The organism is Glutamicibacter sp. V16R2B1 (assembly GCF_005774635.1).
Lineage (GTDB): Bacteria > Actinomycetota > Actinomycetes > Actinomycetales > Micrococcaceae > Glutamicibacter > Glutamicibacter creatinolyticus.
Genome location: NZ_VATX01000017.1, coordinates 91,153 through 112,203, shown reverse-complemented (window position 1 = coordinate 112,203; position 21,051 = coordinate 91,153). Strand labels below are relative to the sequence as shown.

Annotated in this window: 18 protein-coding genes; 16 read left to right on the top strand and 2 right to left on the bottom strand. The window is 67.7% G+C overall.

Annotated features, from left to right (window positions below):
- Window positions 1-88: 88 nt before the first annotated feature.
- The 6 genes from FDN03_RS13380 (at window position 89) to hisF (ending at window position 4,627) form a co-directional block, all read left to right on the top strand.
- Window positions 89-712, top strand: a complete 624-nt coding sequence (locus FDN03_RS13380; RefSeq protein WP_138177905.1) for a riboflavin synthase — start codon at window positions 89-91, stop codon at window positions 710-712.
- Window positions 709-1,941 (top strand): 3,4-dihydroxy-2-butanone-4-phosphate synthase, encoded by a 1,233-nt coding sequence (gene ribB / locus FDN03_RS13375; protein WP_138177903.1) that lies wholly within the window; start codon window positions 709-711, stop codon window positions 1,939-1,941. Before FDN03_RS13380 ends, ribB begins: the two co-directional genes overlap by 4 nt.
- 103 nt (window positions 1,942-2,044) lie before the next feature.
- Window positions 2,045-2,521: a 6,7-dimethyl-8-ribityllumazine synthase gene (gene ribH, locus FDN03_RS13370; RefSeq protein ID WP_138177901.1), complete on the top strand. Its 477-nt coding sequence runs from the start codon at window positions 2,045-2,047 to the stop codon at window positions 2,519-2,521.
- A gap of 72 nt (window positions 2,522-2,593) precedes the next feature.
- On the top strand, window positions 2,594-2,857 hold the full coding sequence (locus FDN03_RS13365; RefSeq protein ID WP_054821212.1) for a phosphoribosyl-ATP diphosphatase: 264 nt from the start codon (window positions 2,594-2,596) through the stop codon (window positions 2,855-2,857).
- Window positions 2,858-2,982: 125 nt separating this feature from the next.
- Window positions 2,983-3,831 (top strand): ATP phosphoribosyltransferase, encoded by an 849-nt coding sequence (gene hisG, locus FDN03_RS13360; protein ID WP_138177899.1) that lies wholly within the window; start codon window positions 2,983-2,985, stop codon window positions 3,829-3,831.
- 25 nt (window positions 3,832-3,856) lie between these two features.
- The gene (gene hisF, locus FDN03_RS13355; RefSeq protein WP_138177897.1) at window positions 3,857-4,627 is read left to right on the top strand and encodes an imidazole glycerol phosphate synthase subunit HisF; all 771 of its coding nucleotides are present in this window, start codon (window positions 3,857-3,859) and stop codon (window positions 4,625-4,627) included.
- A gap of 958 nt (window positions 4,628-5,585) precedes the next feature.
- Here hisF and FDN03_RS13350 read toward each other — a convergent pair.
- Both FDN03_RS13350 and FDN03_RS13345 read right to left on the bottom strand, forming a co-directional pair.
- Window positions 5,586-6,224: a DUF6318 family protein gene (locus FDN03_RS13350; RefSeq protein ID WP_138177895.1), complete on the bottom strand. Its 639-nt coding sequence runs from the start codon at window positions 6,222-6,224 to the stop codon at window positions 5,586-5,588.
- 171 nt (window positions 6,225-6,395) lie between these two features.
- Window positions 6,396-7,037 carry a TIGR03085 family metal-binding protein gene (locus tag FDN03_RS13345; RefSeq protein WP_249354573.1) on the bottom strand — a complete coding sequence of 214 codons (642 nt, stop codon included), beginning with the start codon at window positions 7,035-7,037 and terminating at the stop codon, window positions 6,396-6,398.
- 135 nt (window positions 7,038-7,172) lie between these two features.
- On the opposite strand from FDN03_RS13345, the gene hisI reads away from it, so the two are divergent.
- From hisI to FDN03_RS13295, 10 genes are all read left to right on the top strand, one after another.
- The gene (gene hisI / locus FDN03_RS13340) at window positions 7,173-7,574 is read left to right on the top strand and encodes a phosphoribosyl-AMP cyclohydrolase (protein ID WP_138177891.1); all 402 of its coding nucleotides are present in this window, start codon (window positions 7,173-7,175) and stop codon (window positions 7,572-7,574) included.
- A gap of 110 nt (window positions 7,575-7,684) precedes the next feature.
- Window positions 7,685-9,247 (top strand): anthranilate synthase component I, encoded by a 1,563-nt coding sequence (locus FDN03_RS13335; RefSeq protein WP_138177889.1) that lies wholly within the window; start codon window positions 7,685-7,687, stop codon window positions 9,245-9,247.
- Window positions 9,244-9,834, top strand: a complete 591-nt coding sequence (locus FDN03_RS13330) for a Trp biosynthesis-associated membrane protein (protein ID WP_138177887.1) — start codon at window positions 9,244-9,246, stop codon at window positions 9,832-9,834. Before FDN03_RS13335 ends, FDN03_RS13330 begins: the two co-directional genes overlap by 4 nt.
- Before the next feature lie 155 nt (window positions 9,835-9,989).
- The gene (locus tag FDN03_RS13325) at window positions 9,990-10,238 is read left to right on the top strand and encodes an HGxxPAAW family protein (RefSeq protein WP_054822081.1); all 249 of its coding nucleotides are present in this window, start codon (window positions 9,990-9,992) and stop codon (window positions 10,236-10,238) included.
- Between the two features lies 1 nt (window position 10,239).
- Complete coding sequence (gene trpC / locus FDN03_RS13320) at window positions 10,240-11,118, top strand: indole-3-glycerol phosphate synthase TrpC (protein WP_138177885.1); 879 nt, start codon at window positions 10,240-10,242, stop codon at window positions 11,116-11,118.
- A 125-nt stretch (window positions 11,119-11,243) separates the two neighbouring features.
- Entirely contained in the window at window positions 11,244-12,500 is a 1,257-nt protein-coding gene (trpB, locus tag FDN03_RS13315) for a tryptophan synthase subunit beta (protein WP_138177883.1), read from the top strand.
- Window positions 12,501-13,289: a tryptophan synthase subunit alpha gene (trpA, locus tag FDN03_RS13310; RefSeq protein WP_138177880.1), complete on the top strand. Its 789-nt coding sequence runs from the start codon at window positions 12,501-12,503 to the stop codon at window positions 13,287-13,289.
- A complete protein-coding gene (gene lgt, locus FDN03_RS13305) occupies window positions 13,286-14,392 on the top strand; it encodes a prolipoprotein diacylglyceryl transferase (RefSeq protein ID WP_138177878.1) in 1,107 nt (368 codons plus the stop codon). The genes trpA and lgt overlap by 4 nt, the downstream gene beginning before the upstream one ends.
- A gap of 473 nt (window positions 14,393-14,865) precedes the next feature.
- Entirely contained in the window at window positions 14,866-19,509 is a 4,644-nt protein-coding gene (gltB, locus tag FDN03_RS13300) for a glutamate synthase large subunit (RefSeq protein ID WP_138177876.1), read from the top strand.
- Entirely contained in the window at window positions 19,502-20,959 is a 1,458-nt protein-coding gene (locus FDN03_RS13295) for a glutamate synthase subunit beta (protein WP_138177874.1), read from the top strand. The genes gltB and FDN03_RS13295 overlap by 8 nt, the downstream gene beginning before the upstream one ends.
- Window positions 20,960-21,051 lie beyond the last annotated feature (92 nt).

Genomic DNA, 21,051 nt, shown 5'->3' with positions numbered 1-21,051 from the left:
GGTCGCCACCGCCCACCCCAACCCCGGCCCTTGCCGCAGGGGTCCTGCGGCGACCCACCGTCCCGCGCACCACCACAAGGAGTTTTCAATGTTTACCGGAATCATCAGCGGCCGCGGCACCGTGCTGGGGCTGCAGCACGACGCGCACAGCGACAGCGCCGTGCTGGACCTGGACATCCCAGGGCACGCGCAGGACTTCGAACTGGGCGGTTCCATCGCCATCAACGGGGTGTGCCTGACCGCCACCGCCATCGACGGCCCGCGAATCAGCGTGGACGTGATGGGAGAAACGCTGCGCCGCACCACCATCGGCGCCCTGGAACCCGGGGCCAGCGTGAACCTGGAGCGCTGCACCAAGGCTGGGGCCCGGCTCGATGGCCACGTCGTGCAGGGACATGTGGACGCCGTGGGCCGCGTGCTTTCACGCGAAGACCACGGGCAATGGGTCAGCTTCCGCGTCGCTGTGCCCACCCAGTACGCGCCGCTGACCGCGCAAAAGGGGTCCATCGCACTGGATGGGATCTCACTGACCCTCACCGCCGTGAGCCCTGCCGGCGCAGAAACCCACTGGGTAGAGGTGGGCATCATTCCCACGACCCTGCGCGAAACCACCATGGGAACCCGCCAGGTGGGCGACGAGGTCAACATCGAGGTCGACGTGCTGGCCAAGTACGTCGCCCGGCTCAACGAATTCCAGGAGGTCACCCGATGAGCACCAGCACGAAGGAGTTCGACTCCATCCCCACCGCCCTGGCCGCCATGGCCGCCGGGAAGGCCGTTGTCGTGGTGGACGATGAGGACCGCGAGAACGAGGGCGACATCATCTTCGCCGCCCAGTTCGCCACCCCGGAGCTGATGGGCTTCACCATCCGCCACTCCTCGGGGGTGATCTGCGTGCCGATGGGCGCCGCCCGCGCCGACGAGCTGCGCCTGGCCCCGATGGTGGGGATCAACCAGGACGCCAAGGGCACCGCCTTCACCGTCTCCTGCGATGCCGCCGAAGGGATCAGCACCGGCATTTCCGCGGCCGACCGCACCCTGACCGCACGTCTGCTGGCCGACCCGGGCACCACTGCGGGCCAGCTGAACCGCCCCGGGCACATCTTCCCGTTGCGTGCCAACCCACGCGGGGTGCTTGAACGCCGCGGACACACCGAGGCGGCCGTGGACCTGTGCGTCGCCGCCGGTCTGGAGCCGGTGGGGGTGCTGGTGGAGATCGTGCACGATGACGGGTCGATGATGCGCCTGGATGACCTGCGCGGCTTCGCGGCAGAACACCGGCTGCCGCTGATCTCGATCGAGGACCTGGCCCGCTGGCGCCGGGTGAACGACGCCATTGAGCTGACCGCCCCGGTCCACCTGCCCACCGCGTTCGGCGAATTCACGGCCCGGGCCACCCTGGTGGAGGGCAACGAGCACATCGTGCTCAGCCACCCGGGCCGCGGCGCCGAAACGGACCCTGCCCGGTCCGCGGGCCGGGCCCCGCTGGTGCGGATCCACTCCGAATGCCTAACCGGGGACGTGTTCGGCTCCTACCGCTGTGACTGCGGCGAACAGCTGGACGCCGCCCTGGCGCAGATCGCCGCCGAGGGCGGGCACCTGGTCTACGTGCGCGGCCACGAGGGCCGCGGCATCGGGCTGCTGAACAAGCTGCGCGCCTACTCGCTGCAGGAGCACGGGCTGGATACCGCCGACGCGAACGAGCACCTGGGCCTGCCGGTGGACGCCCGCGAATACTATGCGGTCGTCTCCATTCTGCGCACCCTGGGCATCGACCGCGTCCGACTGCTGACGAACAACCCGGACAAGGTCTCCAAGCTGCGCGAGGCCGGGATCGAGGTCAGTGAGCAGGTCCCCAGCCTGGTCGCCCCGCGCGCCGAGAACGAACGCTACCTGCGCACCAAGCAGCAGCGCTTCGGTCACAACCTGCAGCTGCCTTGACGCGCGCCCGGGCCCCTCGGGCCCACACCGACGGCAAACAGCAACGCCGGGGCGCCGCACCGCCGCCAGCCACCCGGCAACGAACCACCAGAGAAGGAAAATCATGAGCAAGCACGGAGCCCCCACCAACACCAGCGAGCAGCTCAAGGCGCTGGACACCCCGAACCTGAAGGTCGCCATCGTCGCGGCCAGCTGGCACGAAACCGTGATGAACGGGCTGATCGCCGGAGCCCAGCGTGCCGCGCAGGAAGCCAACATCGCCGACGTACACCTGGTGCGCGTCCCGGGTTCCTTCGAGCTGCCGGTCGCCGCCCGGGTCCTGGCCGAGAAGTACGATGCCGTCATCGCCCTGGGCGTGGTGATCCGCGGCGGCACCCCGCACTTCGACTACGTCTGCCAGGCGGCGACCATGGGTCTGACCCAGGTCAGCGTGGAGACCCGAACCCCCATCGGCTTCGGCGTGCTCACCTGCGACAATGAGCAGCAGGCACTGGACCGGGCGGGATTGGAAGGATCCTCGGAGGACAAGGGGCACGAGGCGTTCTCGGCCGCGGTCATGACCGCCGCAGCCCTGCGCTGAACCGGTTACCGCTTCGTCACAATGGGTACGCCGTGATGAACCGGCGTACCCAAAAACGCTAGGCTAAGACACGTGAAAACATTTGACGAGCTCTTCAGCGAACTCTCGCTCAAGGCCCAAACCCGACCTGAAGGCTCTCGTACCGTCACAGAACTGGATTCCGGAGTCCACGGAATCGGCAAGAAAATCGTCGAGGAGGCCGCCGAAGTGTGGATGGCCGCCGAATACGAAAGTGACGAGGCGGCAGCCGAGGAAATCTCGCAGCTTCTCTACCACGTCCAGGTGATGATGATCGCCAAGGGACTGGACCTGGCCGATATCTACAAGCATTTGTAGCCGTCGCGCGGTGGGTTCGCCAGCCCGAACCCACCCTGCCCGACGGCATAGACACCGGCAAGCCATCATCCCTTGGCGCCGCAGGTGAGCATCCTGCCGTGCGCCACAGCAGAAAAGAGAACCACATGCTTCGCGTAGCACTGCCCAACAAGGGTGCTCTGTCAGACATCGCCTCCACCATGTTCAAGGAAGCCGGCTACCTGCAGCGCCGCGACAACCGCGAACTGGTCATCATCGACCCGGACAACAACGTCGAATTCTTCTACCTGCGCCCGCGCGACATCGCCGTGTACGTTGGGCGCGGCATCCTGGACGTCGGCATCACCGGCCGCGACCTGTACCGTGATGCCGATGTGGACGATGCGGTGGAGGAGCTGCTGCCGCTGGGCATCGGCAAGTCCGCGTTCCGCTTCGCCGCCCCGGTTGGCACCTTCAGCTCCGTGGATGAGCTGGATGGCAAGCGCATCGCCACCAGCTACGACGTATTGCTGGATCACTACCTGAAGGAAACCGGAATCAACGCCTCGGTGGTCCGCCTGGACGGAGCCGTGGAATCCTCGGTCCGCCTGGGCGTGGCCGATGCCATTGCCGACGTCGTCGAAACCGGAAACACCATCAAGGCCGCCGGCATGGAGATCTTCGGGCCCCCGCTGCTGGCCTCCGAGGCGGTCCTGCTGGGACGCACGGATCACAAGCCCTCCGGTCTGGAAGTGCTGATCCGCCGCCTGTCCGGCGTGCTGGTGGCCCGCCAATACGTGATGCTTGACTACGACGTGCGCGTTGAACAGGTCGAGCAGGCCGCCGCGCTGACCCCGGGTCTGGAATCACCGACCGTGTCCCCACTGCAGGACTCGGACTGGTGCGCGGTGCGTGCGATGGTGCAAAAGTCGCAAACCAACAACATCATGGATGAGCTCTACGAGTTGGGCGCCCGCGCCATCCTCGTCAGCCAGATCCACGCCTGCCGCATCTAGTTCGGCACCAACCAAGGAGAAGAAAATGACTGTGGCTATCCGCGTCATTCCCTGCCTGGATGTCGATGCTGGACGCGTCGTGAAGGGCATCAATTTCGAAGGGCTGCGTGACGCCGGTGACCCGGTGGAGCTGGCTCGCCGCTACAACGAGGCCGGGGCAGACGAAATCACCTTCCTCGACGTCACCGCCTCCAGCTCGGATCGGGAAACCACCTACGATGTGGTTCGCCGCACCGCTGACGAAGTTTTCATTCCGCTGACCGTCGGTGGCGGAGTACGTACAGCGCAGGATGTCGATCGTCTGCTGCGTGCGGGTGCGGACAAGGCCTCGATCAACACCGCGGCTGTCGCCCGTCCCGAGGTGATCAACGAAATCACTGACCGTTTCGGGTCGCAGGTTCTGGTTCTGTCTCTGGATGCACGGCGGACCGACAACCCGGACATCGCTTCCGGATTCGAGGTCACCACCCATGGTGGACGCAGCGGTACGGGAACGTGCGCAGTTGCGTGGGCCAAGGAAGCTGCTGAACGTGGTGTCGGGGAGATCCTGCTGAACTCCATTGATGCCGATGGCACCCAGGATGGTTTTGATCTGGAGATGATTCGCGCTGTCCGTGCGGAGGTCAAGGTCCCGCTGATCGCGTCCGGAGGAGCAGGAAAGCCTGAGGACTTCCCACCTGCTATTGAAGCGGGTGCAGACGCGGTCCTGGCTGCATCGATCTTCCACTTCGGACCGAACGACATGATCGCCAAGGTCAAGGACAGAATTCGCGAAGCGGGATATCCCGTACGCTAGTTGCGTCGGACCCTTGCAAGGTCCTCAGTCTGGAGATCTAATACTTCTTGGACTGGGGACCTTGTTGTTTCCGGCTTATTCTCCCTCGCCAGCGATGAGTTCTTTCTCGGTCCTCCATACATCGATCGGGACTGCTTCGCTTGGAACCGCCGCCTGACCGGGGATTGTTTGCCACGACCCGCCCGACACTCTGAACTCGCCCCGATAGAGGGTCGTGAGATTGACGTTGAAGAGACCGGTTTCCAGGTAGGAATGGCTGGTCGGTGTTTTGTCGTGAAGCGTATGACTCGGCATAGGGTTCCCCGGTTGGTTTAGACTACGTGAAGAACCGTCGCCATAGTCCCATCGCCAAGCAATCGGTATCGCACGTATCTCGACGTCTGTCTCCGCGATTCGAGTTGTGAAAGTTTGAGTTTCGCTGGAGGCCCATAAGTGCACATGCCCATTCCGAAGAGAAAACTGTTTAGGGTTACTGTTTACTAGGGATCCTTTGATGGGAAAGCTTCTGAACTGTGCGGGAGTCACTTGAATTTCCTGGATTCTTTCACTATCTGGTATCCCGAGTTCCGCATCTTCTGGGCACCGAAGGCGCTGCACGAAAACCTCTCCGGCCTCCGGCCCCGAAAGACGAATAAAGGATTCTATGTAGGGAAAGCTGCCGTCTCCGCATCGGTCTCGATCGGAGTTTACGTTGCAGCTATCAGTTGTTTCTACGCTCTTTCCGCAAGTTTCGGAGTGTTCGACCCGATATTTTGGTGCCTGTTCCTTCAGTAAGAGAGTGTTTAGCTCTTTGTAGTAACTTTCTCTCAGCTTTCCACCCGGACAGTCATCAGATTCGACTTTTGCGTCTCTATCTCCCATTCGACCTCCAACATCGTTGCACGACGCTGCTGTTGCCGCGCGGACGTCTAGGCAGGGGAGAACAGCTCCTCCGAGAAATACGACGGACAACAGGACGCTAATTTTTCGGTATGACAATTTTCGTCACTTCCCAGTCCTTGGTGAATTTAAGTTCAAATGATACGACTTGATGATTGACGCGTTCCCAAGTTTTGAGTACCTTGTGGGGCTCTCGGTAGAGCTTCTGAGCTGCTGCGTCGAAATTGAAAATTGCGACAGCTTTGTTATCCACGGGCTCCAAAAGATCGACAAAATCGTAGTCATATTCGCCTCCAACTTGCCAGGCTTTGATGTCGACCGCAGCATCTATGGGATCAATCAGTTGCTCAGCACACAACTTACATTGGCGGCTGGTCAGTTTTTTTAGCTCATCTGTTGTCGTCGTCGCGATGCTGTAGTTCACAACTTCGAAATAGTGTTCGGCGAAGCTAATGGCACCATTCTTGGAATTTTGTTTGGCTGCATCGGGCATCTTGGGTACCGGGATGTTTTTCGCCGGTCCTTCGGCGCTTGCTGGCACTGGCTTCGGTGGCTGTGATTTTGTCGGCGACGGTGAGGCTGTGGGCGAAGAGGTGGCTGGTGACTCCGACGGTGGAGTTGTTGCTGCGGGGTCGTTGCCGTCTTGGCAGGAGGTAAGCGCGAACGAGAATGCTAGGGGAACGGCGAATAGCGCAAGTGCGCGGGATCGGCTAGACATTTCGAACCTCCGTTGCCTTCGAATGCCGTCACGATTGTTCGACATCCTAGACCGGAACGGTCAGCTTTGGGAGGGCGCGGCAATAACTGGGGAAAACTACTGCTGCCGCTAAGACAGCAAACGCCATCGAATGCAACCGGCATCAGCGCGCGGCACTGAAACCAGGGGAGACTAGAAGCCCAGCTTCGTCTTCTTCAGCGCCTTGATCGATTCGTCGCTGCCCTCAAAGGTAACAAGCGCGCTGTCGATTCGACCGGAAGCGTGCATGATCAGCTCCGTGACGGGGCCGGTGATCGTCACCGGGTTGGCCGCCTTCTTGGCCACATGGCGTTTGCCGTCCGGCCGGGCCAGGATGACGCCGATGGGGCAGTGGCGGTAGTACATGCGGGCGCGGCGGGTGAGGTCATTCCAGAGCATTTCGGTGTAGCCACGATCGAGGATGCGCGGAGCCCACTGGGTCCGTGCCCGGCGCACGTCTTCGGTGTGGATGAAGAACTCGGACATGTTCGCGGCGGTGCTGACCCGCTCGATGGAGAACGGGGAGTACTTGCTCGGCCCGGTGCGAAAACGTCGCACCAGCCCGGCATAGCTTTCGGGGCGCTGGGCCTCGTCGGCTAGCTTTTTAATCTTCGCGTCGAGCTTCCCGGAAAGCGGCTTGAGAACCGCCCCGGCGCCCAGCGGCGAATTTTCGCGCAGAACCAGGTGCGCGGCAAGGTGGCGGGTTTCCCAGCCCGCGCACAACGTATCAGCCGAGGGGCCAGCTGCCAACAGGGCCTCGGCCAGGGCGAGTCGAGAAGCATGTACCAGGTGCATTACCTCTGAACCTAGCATGGAGTGCGGCACCTTGAGCACCTATAAAGACATGTTGCGAGGCAATGCCCCGAACTAGTGGCATTGAGTCTTGTCACACGGTGGGGACGCACAGGCCCAGCAAGTATGCTTGAGGGGATGTCTACTACTAATTCCAGCGCCGAATCCCAGCCGGATGCGGCGCAGCTTGACCCCCAGATCGCTGCCCGCCTCAAGCGCGATCCCAACGGCCTGGTGGCCGCGATCGTCCAGCAGGCCGACACCCTTCAAGTGCTGATGCTGGGTTGGATGGACGACGAGGCCCTGCGCCGCACCCTGAGCACCGGGCGGGTCACGTTCTTCTCCCGTTCACGCCAGGAGTACTGGCGCAAGGGGGACACCTCCGGCCATGCCCAGTACGTCAAGTCCGTGGCGCTGGATTGCGACGGGGACGCCCTGCTGGTGCAGGTGGACCAGGTGGGGGCGGCCTGCCACACCGGGGCCCCGACGTGCTTCACCGACCGGCAGCTGCCGGCGCAGGTCGGCCACCGCCCGGCCTAAGCGCTCCTGCCGAAGGCGGCAGGGACGGTTCCCGCGGGCCGCGGGAGATCCCGCGGCGCCCCAAGCGGTTGAAAAGTAGTTGTTGGCAAGTAGCTGTTGAAAAGAAGCTGATGAAAACCCTAGGTAGCATTTCCCCGACCCGCCAGCAGTTCCTGGCGATGGCCTCCACGCGGCGGGTCATCCCCGTCTCGGTGCGGATCCTGGCCGACTCACTGACCCCGATCGGTCTCTATCGGCAGTTGGCCGGGGGACGGGCCGGTACCTTCCTGATGGAGTCGGCGGCAGCCGGTGGGGTGTGGTCGCGGTACTCCTTCATCGGGGTCAACTCCCCGGCCACGCTCTCCACGCGCAGCGACGGGCAGGCGTACTGGCAGGGCCAGGCCCCGGCCGGGCTGCCCACCACCGGCGTCGGGGTTGAGGTGCTGCGCGACACCGTGCGGGCCCTGCGCACCGAACCGATGCCGGGCCTGCCCCCGCTGACCGGCGGCATGGTCGGCTTCATCGGCTGGGAGTGCGTGCGGCATTGGGAAAAGCTGCCCAACCCGCCGGCCGATGACCTGAAGCTGCCGGAGCTGAGCATGAACCTGGTCGGCGACCTGGCCGTGCACGACGCCGCGGAGGGCACGGTCACGCTGATCGCCAACGCCATCAACTTCGACGGGCGGGCCGAACGCGCGGAGCAGGCCTACGATGACGCGGTGCAGCGCCTGCACCGGATGCTGGAGCAGCTGGACGGGCACCTGCCCACCGGCGGGGCGGTGCTGCAGGGCACCGACGTGCCGCGTGAAGAGCTGATGGAGGCGGTCACCCACTCCTGGGACGAGCAGCAGTACCTGCAGGCAATCCGCGAATCGAAGCAGGCGATTGTGGATGGTGAGGTGTTCCAGATCGTGGTCTCGCGCCGGTTCGAGCTGGAAACCCAGGCCAGCGCGCTGGACATCTACCGGGTGCTGCGCGCCACCAACCCGAGCCCCTACATGTACCTGTACAACTTCGTCGACGAGGACGGCCAGCCCTTCCAGGTTGTCGGCTCCTCCCCGGAGGCGCTGGTGACCGTGAACGACGGGCATGTGGTCACCCACCCGATCGCCGGCTCCCGCCCACGCGGTGCGAACTACGAGGAGGACCAGCTGCATGAGAAGTCGCTGCTGGCCGATGAGAAGGAACGCGCCGAGCACCTGATGCTGGTCGACCTCTCCCGCAACGACCTGTCCAAGGTTTGCCAGGCCGGCACGGTGGAGGTCACCCAGTTCATGGAGGTGGAGCGCTTCAGCCACATCATGCACCTGGTCTCCAACGTGGTGGGCAAGGTGCGTGAGGGAATCGAAGCGTACGACGTGCTGGCCGCGACGTTCCCGGCCGGCACGCTCTCCGGGGCGCCCAAGCCCCGCGCCCTGCAGCTGCTGGATGAGTACGAGCCCTACCGCCGCGGAGTGTATGGGGGAGTGGTTGGCTACCTGGACTTCGCCGGGGACATGGACATGGCCATCACCATCCGTTCGGCGCTGCTGAAGGACGGGCGGGCCTATGTGCAGGCCGGCGGTGGGATTGTCAACGATTCGAAGCTGGCCGACGAGGCCCTGGAAACCATCAACAAGGCCGCCGCACCGCTGCGCGCGGTCTGGGCCGCGCAGAGCCTGCGCCAGGCCACCGACGTGACGGAAGGTGCATGATGCGCAAGATGCTGAGCCTGAGGAACGTGGCACTGTTCGGGGTGGTCGCCGCCGGGCTGGGCCTGTGGGCCGCCACCCGCACCTGGGTGCTGGTCGACGTCCAGGCCACCACCGTCCAGGTGCCGCAGATCGTGGTCGACGGCTCCCAGGCCGCCCCGGCGGTCACCGCGCTGTGCGTGGTGGTGCTGGCCGCGGCGCTGGCGCTGCTGATCGGCGGGAAGGTGGTGCGCTACATCATCGGCGCGATCTCCGTGCTGGCCGGGGCCGGGGTGATCAGCGCCGGGCTGAACGGCGCACTGAACCCGCAGGGCGCGGCCGCCGGGGCCGTGGCCGAGGCGACCGGGCTGAAGGACATCGTCGCCGACTACCAGGTCAGCGCGTGGCCGATGGTGGTTGCGGTGGCCGGGGCGCTGATCGTGCTGCAGGGCATCTGCGTGCTGCTGGCCGCCGGGCACTGGTCCAAGACCACCAAGTACGACCGGGTGCGCTCCGAGGCGCAGCCCACCGGCGAATCCCCGCGCAACGACCGGATCTCGGACTGGGAGCAGCTCTCGGCCGGGGATGATCCCACCGAGTCCGGGCGCTGATTCGCGCGCCGCGGCGGAGGGCCGCGACGGTGGGCAACACGATTGCCCCCAAATGTGTCATCGGTGTGAACTGGTGGCAGAATAGAGCAGGAAGCTTAAGGATCCGCCCGGGCCACCGCGCGGACATGGGTAGAAAACCAAGGAGACGTTCCGTTATGTCGCAGAAGACCGAGATCGACCCGATCTTTGCCGAAGAGGTTGGACACGGTAACTCGATCGCAGCCTGGACGGCTGTCATCATCATGATGGTCGGTGCCATCGTGGGCGGAATCGCCTTCGCCAACCACGCCCACCTGCTGGTGTACATCAGCTGCGGCGTGATCCTGCTGGGCCTGGTGGTCGGCTGGATCATGCGCAAGGCCGGATACGGCGTGGGCGGCTCGCGCAGCGGAGCACACCACTAAGTTGAGCGTTCTCGACGAAATCATTGCGGGCGTCCGGGAAGACCTGGACGCCCGACGTGCACGTACCGGCCTTGAGGCGATGATCGGCGCCGCCCACGCCGCCGCCCCGGCCCGCGACGCCTATGCTGCGCTGGGCGGAAACACCGACCAGTCCGCCCGGGACACCACCTTGCGGGTGATCAGCGAGGTCAAGCGCCGCTCCCCGTCCAAGGGGGCGCTGGCCGAGATCCCGGAGCCGGCCACCCTGGCCGCCGAATACGCCGCCGGCGGTGCCTCGGTGATTTCCGTGCTCACCGAGCAGCGCCGCTTCAATGGTTCGCTGCAGGACCTGGACGCGGTGCGCCAGGCCGTGGACATCCCGGTGCTGCGCAAGGACTTCACGGTCGACGAGTACCAGATCTACGAGGCCCGCGCCCACGGGGCCGACCTGGTGCTGCTGATCGTCGCCGCCCTGGACGACGCGACACTGCGCCGCTTCCTGGCGCTGACCGAACAGCTGGGCATGCACGCCCTGGTCGAAACCCACACCGCAGAGGAGATCCAGCGCGCGGTCGCCGCCGGCGCGAAGATCATCGGGGTGAACGTGCGCAACCTGAAGACCCTGGACGTGGATCCTGCCACCTTCGCCAAGCTGGCCCCGCTGCTGCCGCGCGAGGCCGTGGTGATCGCCGAATCCGGTGTGGAATCCACCGAGCAGGTGGCACAGTACGCGGCCGCCGGCGCCGATGCGATCCTGGTCGGCGAGGCACTGGTGAAGCACGCCGCCCCGCGGGAAACGGTCGCCGAATTCATCCGGGCCGGCACCGCGGCGAAGCCCGCACGCGGCCAGGACAACTGGCGCAACAAACTACGCAAACCGCCGGTGAGCGGCCACAGTTAAAGAGAATCAACAGTTGACGGCCAGCGGCGCACGCCGCTCGATCCGAACGATCCACGGTGGTGCCCCCGCCCGGCGAGAAGCGCCGCGGGGGCACCTGCCAACATTGCGAGGGAAAAGAGGGAACAATGAGCACTTCCGACGGCTCGTTGAAGCACGCCAGCGGACCATACTTCGGGGCCTACGGCGGACGATGGATGCCCGAGTCCCTCATGGCCGCCATGGATGAGCTGGCCGCCACCTTCGAGCAGGCCAAGCACGATCCGGCGTTCATCGCCGAGGTCAAGGACCTGAACAAGAACTACTCCGGGCGCCCCTCGCTGCTCACCGAGGCCAAGCGCTTTGGGCACAAGGCCTGCGGCGGGGCGCGGATCTTCCTCAAGCGCGAGGACCTGAACCACACCGGCAGCCACAAGATCAACAACGTGCTCGGCCAGGCGCTGCTGGCCAAGCGGATGGGCAAGACCCGGATCATCGCCGAAACCGGCGCCGGCCAGCACGGGGTCGCCTCCGCCACCGCCGCCGCCCTGATGGGCATGGAGTGCGTGGTCTACATGGGCGCGGAGGACACCCGGCGCCAGGCGCTGAACGTGGCGCGCATGGAGCTGCTGGGCGCCACCGTGATCCCGGTGACCGTGGGCAGCCAGACCCTGAAGGACGCGATCAACGAGGCGCTGCGCGACTGGGTGGCGAACGTGGAGAACACCCACTACCTGCTGGGCACCGCCGCCGGCGGGCACCCGTTCCCGGCCATGGTGCGCTACTTCCACGAGGTCATCGGCGAGGAGGCGCGTGAGCAGATCCTGGCCCAGGCCGGACGCCTGCCCGACGCGGTGACCGCCTGCATTGGCGGGGGTTCCAACGCGATCGGCATCTTCCACGGCTTCCTGGACGACGCCGAGGTGGAGCTCTACGGTTTTGAGGCCGGCGGGGACGGGGTGGACACCGACCGCCACGCCGCGACGATCACCCTGGGCAAGCCCGGGGTGCTGCACGGGGCCAAGAGCTACCTGATGCAGGACGACGACGGGCAGACCATCGAATCGCATTCGATCTCCGCGGGCCTGGACTACCCGGGCGTGGGCCCGGAGCACGCGCACCTGGCCGACATCGGGCGGGTCAGCTACGAGCCGATCACCGACACCGAGGCGATGGACGCGTTCCGCCTGCTGTGCCGCACCGAGGGGATCCTGCCGGCGATCGAGTCCTCGCACGCGCTAGCCGGGACCATCAAGGTCGCCCAGCGCAAGATCGCCGAGGGCCGCGACCCGCAGGACGTGGTGATCGTGGTCAGCCTCTCCGGGCGGGGGGACAAGGACGTGTCCACCGCCGCCGAATGGTTTGGATTGCTTGATGCGGCCGACGCGGCCGGGGAGGGGAAGTAGATGACCCGGGTGAGAAGTGCCCAGAAGATCGCCGCCGCGAAGGCCGAGGGCCGCCCGGCGCTGATCGCCTACCTGCCCGCCGGGTTCCCGGACGTGGCCACCACCATTGACGCGGCCGTGGCGGTCGCCAACAACGGGGTGGACATCATCGAGATCGGGATCCCGTATTCGGACCCGGTGATGGACGGGGAAGTGATCCAGCAGGCCACCACCCAGGCGCTGGCCAACGGCTTCAGGGTCTCCCAGATTTTTGAGATCATCGCCGGGATCACCGCCCGCTGCGACGCCGCGGTGATGGTGATGACCTACTGGAACCCGGTGCTGCGCATGGGCGTGGAGGAGTTCGCCCGCCGCTTTGCCGAGGCCGGCGGGTCCGGGCTGATCACCCCGGACCTGGTGCCCGACGAGGCCGGTGAATGGGTGGCCGCCAGTGAAAAGTACGACCTGGAGCGCGTCTTCCTGATCGCGCCCAGCTCCTCCCAGGCCCGGGTGAAGATGACCGTGCAGGCCTCCAGCGGGTTCGTGTACTGCGTCTCGGTGATGGGGGTGACCGGGGCGCGCAGCGAGGTTTCCGCCGCCGCCCAGGACGTGGTCGCCGCCGCGCACGCGGCCGGGGCGGAAAACGCCTGCGTCGGGCTGGGGGTCTCCAAGCGGGAGCACGTCCAGCAGATCGGCGCGTACGCGGACGGGGTGATCGTGGGCACCGCCCTGGTCGCGGCGCTGCGTGACGGCGGGGTGGAGGCGGTCGGGGCGCTGGCCGCCGAGCTGAGCGGGAGAGCCAGCGCATGATCAGCGCCGCGATCCCCTCCCCGCCCATTGAATGGTCCCGCTTCACGCTGGGGCCGCTGACCATCCACGCCTACGCGCTGTGCATTCTGGTCGGCATCGTGCTGGCCCTGTGGCTCACCGGCCGCCGGCTGCGCGCCCGCGGCGGCACCAGCGACACGCTGTGGGACATCGCAATCTGGGCGATCCCGTTCGGCATTGTCGGCGGGCGGCTCTACCACGTGCTGATCACCGACCCGATGTACTACTTCGGGTTGGGCGGCGGCCCGGCGCACCTGGCCGAGATCCCGCAGCTGTGGCTGGGCGGACTGGGCATCATGGGCGCGGTGGCGCTGGGCGCGGTCGGCGCGTGGATCGGCTGCCGGCGCATCGGGATCCGGCTTTCGGCGTTCGCCGACGCGGCCGCCCCGGGCGTGCTGCTGGCGCAGGCCGCCGGACGCTGGGGCAACTGGTTCAACCAGGAGCTGTTCGGTTCACCCACCACCCTGCCCTGGGGCTTGGAGATCGACCCGGACAGCTACAACTTCCCGGCCGGGCTGCCGGCCGACACGCTCTTTCACCCCACGTTCCTCTACGAGTCGCTGTGGAACGTGGCCGGGGTGATCCTCTTGCTGGCGCTGGACCGCAAGTACAAGCTGCGCCGCGGGGCGATGTTCGCCTGCTACGTCATCTGGTACGGCATCGGGCGCACGATCATGGAATCGTTCCGCATCGACCCGGCCGAGGTGATCAGCCTGGGCCCGCTGGACCTGCGCATCCACCAGCTGCTGGCGATCCTGCTGGTGATCGGCGGGGTGATCGGGCTGGCGTACTCGCTGGGCCGGCTGCGCTCGGAGCACCAGGACACCATCTACCTGCCCGGGCGGGAACCGGTGGCCGAGGCCGCCGCCGCGGAGGGCGGTTCGAGTGCCCTGGAGGCCGGCGCCGGACGCGCGCCGCGGGGACGCGACACCAAGAAAACGGGCGGCGTGAAGAAGACGGGCGACGTGAAGGACGCGGGCACCGCAAGGGACGCGGCGCGGAGTCCGGATGCTGCCGGCCAGGACCCTGCCGATGGCTCCGGCAGCAATGGCCCCGGCACCGCTGGCCCCGCCCAGGAGAAGTAGCAAGGCGGCCGCCGGCAGGAATGCCCGTGCCGGCCGGCAGCCCACCGTGGCGGCACCCCGAACCAGGGGTGCCGCCACGGTACGTTAACCCGCCCGCAACTGCCGGGGCAACCAGGGAAATTCGTTAACGCCCCCGAAACACAACCGGGCACGCGGCGGAAACAAACGACTTGTAACGTGGAACACCCGACCCGCTTGCGGCCCGCACCACCATTTCGCGGCCCACCGGTCGGACACGACCCACAACGCGGTGGATCCATCGTCCGCACACCACACCTTCGGGCCCCACTCCCTGGCCCGCGGCGTGCCTTCGCTGCCCGGCCCCGGTATCCCACCCATCGGTGGACCCGGCCCGCGGCGTCGGCCTGCCGCCGGGGCGGCGACGATGACCGGCAGCCTCCGTTTTTCGGGCTGAAACCCAGCGTCCTGCGTGCTGCCCCCAGCAATACGGCACACCCTTGAAAGGCACGCTCATGAGCATGACCGGAGTCCAGCTGAACGCCTCGCCAGATGGTGGCGGGGAACCCATCTCCTCGCCCTACACCCGATTCGCCGCGCTGCCCGGCGCGCAGGGACTCTACGATCCCGGCGCCGAGAAGGACGCGTGTGGGCTGGCGATGATCGCCAGCCTGAAAAATGAAGCCAGCCACCGCATCGTCGAACAGGCGCTGACCGCCCTGCGCCGCCTGGAACACCGTGGCGCGACCGGCGCCGACGCGGACACCGGGGACGGGGCCGGAATCCTGCTGCACCTGCCGGACCGCTTCCTGCGCCAGGCCGCCGACTTCCAGCTGCCCGAGCCCGGACGCTACGCCGTGGGCATGGCCTTTTTGCCCGCCGTCCCCGCCGAGCGTCAGGTCGCGGTGGCGGCCGTGCAGCAGCTGGCCGAGGCCGAGGGCCTCACCGTGCTGGGCTGGCGCCAGGTGCCGGTGGACGCACGGGTGCTGGGGGCCGCCGCCCGCGAATGCATGCCGCACATCGCCCAGTTCTTCGTCACCGGGGTGCCCTCCGGCCGGGCGCTGGACGCGGTGTGCTGGCGCATCCGGCGCCGGGCCCAGCACCGCCACGGGGTGTACTTCGCCTCCTTCGCCAGCGGCACCCTGGTCTACAAGGGCATGGTTTCCACCGCGCAGCTGGACCGCTTCTACCCGGACCTGGCCGACGCCCGGCTGGGCACCCGCTGCGCGATCGTGCATTCGCGCTTCTCCACCAACACCTTCCCCTCCTGGCCGCTGGCCCAGCCGCTGCGCACCATCGCCCACAACGGGGAGTTCAACACCGTGCAGGGAAACCGCAACTGGATGCGCGCCCGGCAGTCCCAGCTGGCCGGCGAGCTGCTGGGGGAGGTGCCCGAGGAGCTGTTCCCGATCTGCACGCCCGGCGCGTCGGACTCGACCAGCTTCGACGAGGTCGCCGAACTGCTGATGCTCTCCGGGCGGCACCCGGCCGCGGCGATCATGATGATGATCCCGCAGGCCTGGGAACACGATGAGCACATGGACCGGGATCTGCGGGCGTTCTACGAGTACCATGCGATGCTCATGGAGCCGTGGGACGGGCCGGCCGCCGTGTGCTTCACCGACGGGCAGCTGGCCGGGGCGGTGCTGGACCGCAACGGGCTGCGCCCGGCCCGCTGGCTGACCACCGCGGACGGGCTGCTGGTGCTGGCCAGCGAGGTCGGGGTGGTGGACGTGCCCGCCCAGCAGGTCACCGCCAAGGGGCGCGTCGTCCCGGGCACCGTGTTCCTGCTGGACGTCGCGGCCGGGCGGATCATCCCCGACGCGCAGCTCAAGGCCGAACTGGCCGCCGCCGCGCCCTGGGCGAAGTGGGTGGGGCAGAACAAGCGCCGGCTGCACCAGCTGCCGCAGCGCGAGCACGTGCACCACAACGCCACCTCGGTGCGCCAGCGCCAGCTCACCTTCGGCTACACGAACGAGGAGCTGCGCCTGCTGTTGGGGCCGATGGCCGCCACCGGCACCGAACCGCTGGGCGCCATGGGCACCGACACCCCGGTCGCGGTCCTCTCCGAGCGCGACCGGCTGCTGTTTGACTACTTCACCCAGTCCTTCGCCCAGGTCACCAACCCGCCGCTGGACGCGATCCGCGAGGCGCTGGTCACCTGCCTTGCCACCTCGATCGGCCCGGAGGGGAACTTGCTGCAGCCCGGGCCGGTTTCGGCCGAGCAGATCGCGCTGGACTACCCGGTGCTGGACAACGACCAGCTGGACCAGGTGCTGTTCCTGCGCGACGGGCACGGCACCCGCCAGAGCCTGCGGGTGCGCGGGCTCTACCGGCCCGCCGGCGGGGCCCGGGAGCTGCGCGCCCGGCTGGACGAGATCTGTGAGAAGGTCTGCGCCGCGGTGCACCGCGGCGTGCGCTTCATCGTGCTCAGCGACCGGGACTCCTCCGCCGCGTGGGCGCCGATCCCCTCCCTGCTGCTGGTCTCCGCGGTGCACCACCACCTGCTCTCCAGCTCCACCCGCACCCGGGTCTCGCTGCTGGTCGAATCCGGCGACGCCCGGGAAGTGCACCATGTGGCGCTGCTCATCGGCTACGGCGCCAGCGCCGTGAACCCGTACCTGGCGCTGGAGAGCGTGGAGCAGATGGCCCTGGAGGGCACCTTGCCCGGGGTGGACCCGGCCCCCGACGGGCGGGCCGCGGCCGCGAACCTGGTCAGGGCGCTGGGCCAGGGGGTGCTGAAGATCATGAGCAAGATGGGGATCTCCACCATCGCCTCCTACTGCGGCGCCCAGACCTTCGAGGCCCTGGGGCTGGGCCGGGCGCTGGTCGACGAATACTTCACCGGCACCCCCAGCCGGCTGGACGGGATCGGGCTGGAGGTGATCGCCCGGGAAACCGCGGCCCGCCACGCCCGCGCCTACCCCGTCCACCCCTCCCACCCCGGTACCGGGACCGGGAGCAGTGCCGTGAGCGGTGCCCCGCAGCTGCCCGGCGGCGGGGAATACCAGTGGCGCCGCGGCGGGCCCCCGCACCTGTTTGACCCGCAGACCGTGTTCCGGCTGCAGCATTCCACCCGCACCCGGCGCTATGACCTGTTCAAGCGGTACACCGCCGCCGTCGACGAACAGGCCGCCGAGCTCAAGACGCTGCGTGGGCTGCTGCGGCTGAACACCCAGGCCGCCACCCCGGTGCCCATCCAGGAGGTGGAGCCCGTCAGTGCGATCGTCACCCGTTTTGCCACCGGGGCGATGAGCTACGGCTCGATCTCCGCCGAGGCGCACGAAACCCTGGCGATCGCGATGAACCGGCTCGGGGGCAAGTCCAACACCGGGGAGGGCGGGGAGGACCCGGCCCGGCTGAACGACCCGCTGCGGCGCAGCGCCATCAAGCAGATCGCCTCCGGGCGCTTCGGGGTGACCAGCCGCTACCTGAGCAGCGCTGCGGACATCCAGATCAAGATGGCCCAGGGCGCCAAGCCCGGGGAGGGCGGGCAGCTGATGAGCACCAAGCTCTACCCGTGGATCGCCCGGACCCGGCACTCCACCCCCGGGGTCGGGCTGATCTCCCCGCCCCCGCACCACGACATCTACTCGATCGAGGACCTGGCCCAGCTGATCCACGACGCCAAATGCGCCAATCCCTCCGCCCGGATACAGGTCAAGCTGGTCTCCGAGGCCGGCATCGGCACCGTCGCGGCCGGGGTCGCCAAGGCCAAGGCGGATGCGGTGCTCATTTCCGGGCACGACGGCGGCACCGGGGCCAGCCCGCTGAACTCGCTCATGCACGCCGGTACCCCGTGGGAGATCGGGCTGGCCGAGGCCCAGCAGACGCTGATCCTCAACGGGCTGCGCCAGCGGGTGACCCTGCAGGCCGACGGGCAGCTGAAGACCGGGCGCGACGTGGTGATCGCCGCGCTGCTGGGCGCCGAGGAGTTCGGCTTCGCCACCGCCCCGCTGGTGGTCTCCGGGTGCATCATGATGCGCGTGTGCCACCTGGACACCTGCCCGGTCGGGGTGGCGACCCAAAACCCGGAACTGCGCGAACGCTTCAGCGGCAAGGCCGAGTTCGTGGTCAACTTCTTCCAGTTCCTGGCCCAGGAGGTGCGCGAACTGCTCGCCGCACTGGGCGCGCGCACCCTGGACGAGGTGATCGGGCGGGTCGAACTGCTGGACACGGCCCAAGCGGCCGCCCACTACAAGGCCCGCGGGCTGGACCTGGGCCCGATCACCCACGTGCCACCCGTGGCCCCGGCCGCCCGGCGGCGCACCACCGGGCAGCAGCACGGTTTGGAGAACCACCTGGACCGGCGGCTGCTGGCCCAGGCCGGTCCGGCGCTCGCCGCGGGTACCCCGGTGCGGCTGGCGGCCAGCGTGTCCAACACCGACCGCTCGGTGGGCACCCTGCTGGGCCACCACCTGACCCGCGCCGCCTTCGACGCCGACCGGCCGGCGGACACCATCACAGTGCGCCTGCAGGGCCAGGCCGGGCAGTCGCTGGGCGCGTTCCTGCCCGCCGGGATCACCCTGCGCCTGGCCGGGGACGCGAACGACTACGTCGGCAAGGGCCTGAGCGGCGGGATCATCGCCGTGCACCCGGGCTCCGGCAGCGCCTGCCCACCCGAGGAACAGGTGATCGCCGGGAACGTGATCGGCTACGGCGCCACCGGCGGCCAGCTGTACATCAACGGGCGGGTCGGCGAACGCTTCGCGGTGCGCAACTCCGGGGCGACGCTGGTCGCCGAGGGGATCGGCGAGCACGGGTGCGAGTACATGACCGGGGGCACCGTGGCGGTGCTCGGGCCCACCGGACGCAACTTCGCCGCCGGCATGTCCGGGGGTGTGGCCTGGGTGCTGGACTTCGACCCCCGGCGGCTGAACCCCCTGGCCGCCGCCGGACAGGAACTGTTGATCGGCCCGCTGGACGACGCGCAGGCCGGGCAGCTGCACGCGCTGCTCACCGAGCACATCGCCCGCACCGGCTCCCCGCTGGCCCAGCGCCTGGTGCTGGACTGGGACGCCAGCCGCACCCGCTTCACCAGCATCATCCCGCGGCACTACGCCGCCATCGAAGAACTTCGCACCCAGGCCGCCGACTCCGGGCAGAACCCGGACTCGGCCCAGGTGTGGACCCAGATCCTGGAGGTGACCCGTGGCTGACCCACGCGGCTTTCTGAACATCCGCCACCGTGAAACCCAGCCCCGGCGCCCGGTGCCGCTGCGGCTGCTGGACTACCGGGAGGTCAGCGAACGCCAGCGCGCCGGCACCCTGCAGGCCCAGGCCTCGCGCTGCATGGACTGCGGGGTCCCGTTCTGCCACCAGGGCTGCCCGCTGGGCAACCTGATCCCGGAGTTCAACGACCTGGTCTACCGCCAGCGGATGGACGAGGCGGCCGACCGGCTGCTGCAGACCAACAACTTCCCGGAACTGACCGGCCGGCTCTGCCCGGCGCCCTGCGAGGCCGCCTGCGTGCTGGGCATCAACCAGCCGGCGGTGACAATCAAACAGGTGGAGGCCGAACTGGCCGGGCACCTGCTGGACGCCGGGGCGTTCACCCCGCAGCCGCCGGCCCGGCACACCGGGGCGCGGATCGCGGTGGTCGGCTCCGGCCCGGCCGGGCTGGCCGCCGCCCAGCAGCTGACCCGGGTGGGGCACACCGTGGTGGTCTTCGAACGCGACGAGGCCCCCGGCGGGCTGCTGCGCTTCGGCATCCCGGACTTCAAGCTGGACAAGCGGGTGCTCGAGCGCCGGCTGGAGCAGCTGCGCGCGGAAGGCACCGTCTTCCGCACCGGGGTGAACATCGGTGTGGACGCCGGCTGGGATGAGCTGCGCCGGGACTACGACGCGGTGATCATCGCCACCGGCGCCGGCGTGCCGCGCGATTTGCCCGTGCCGGGCCGGGAGCTGGACGGGGTGCACTTTGCGATGCAGTACCTCACCGAGAGCAACCGCGCGGTGTCCCAGGCGCGCCGCAGCCCGCGGATCGACGCCCGCGGCAAGCGCGTGGTGATCCTGGGCGGCGGGGACACCGGGGCGGACTGCCTGGGCACGGCGCTGCGCCAGCAGGCGGCCAGCGTCACCACCCTGGCCATCGGCCAGCAGCCCCCGGCCGAACGCGGGCCCGGGCACCCGTGGCCGACGGTGCCGCCGCTGTTCGAGGTGCAGTCCTCCCACGAGGAGGGCGGGCAGCGCAGCTACCTGGCCTCCACTGTGAGATTTAATGGTCGGCAGGGCCGGGTGATCGGTGTTACAGTGGCAGAGACGGAATTTGTCGCTGGCTCACGCCTCCCGAAGCCCGGCACCGAGAAGCTGATCAAGGCGGATCTGGTGCTGCTCGCCCTCGGGTTCACCGGACCGGAAAAAGCCGGGCTGGATGAACAGGTCAGTATCGATTTCGACAATCTGGGCAACGTCGCCCGTGATGGCTACTACCACACCGGCGCGGACAATGTGTTCGCCGCCGGGGACGCCGGTCGGGGACAGTCCCTGATCGTGTGGGCCATCGCCGAGGGGCGCTCCGTCGCCGCGGCGGTGGACCGTCACCTGCAGGGGCACACCATGTTGCCCGCACCGGTCGCCCCCACCGATAGGGCCATCAGCATCATGTGAGTGTCACGGGTGCGTTGCGGCCAGCCATGGAGTTTCAGCCTTGGAATTCCCGGCCGGACGTACCGTGGAAAGTGAAAGGCATAATAGGCTGA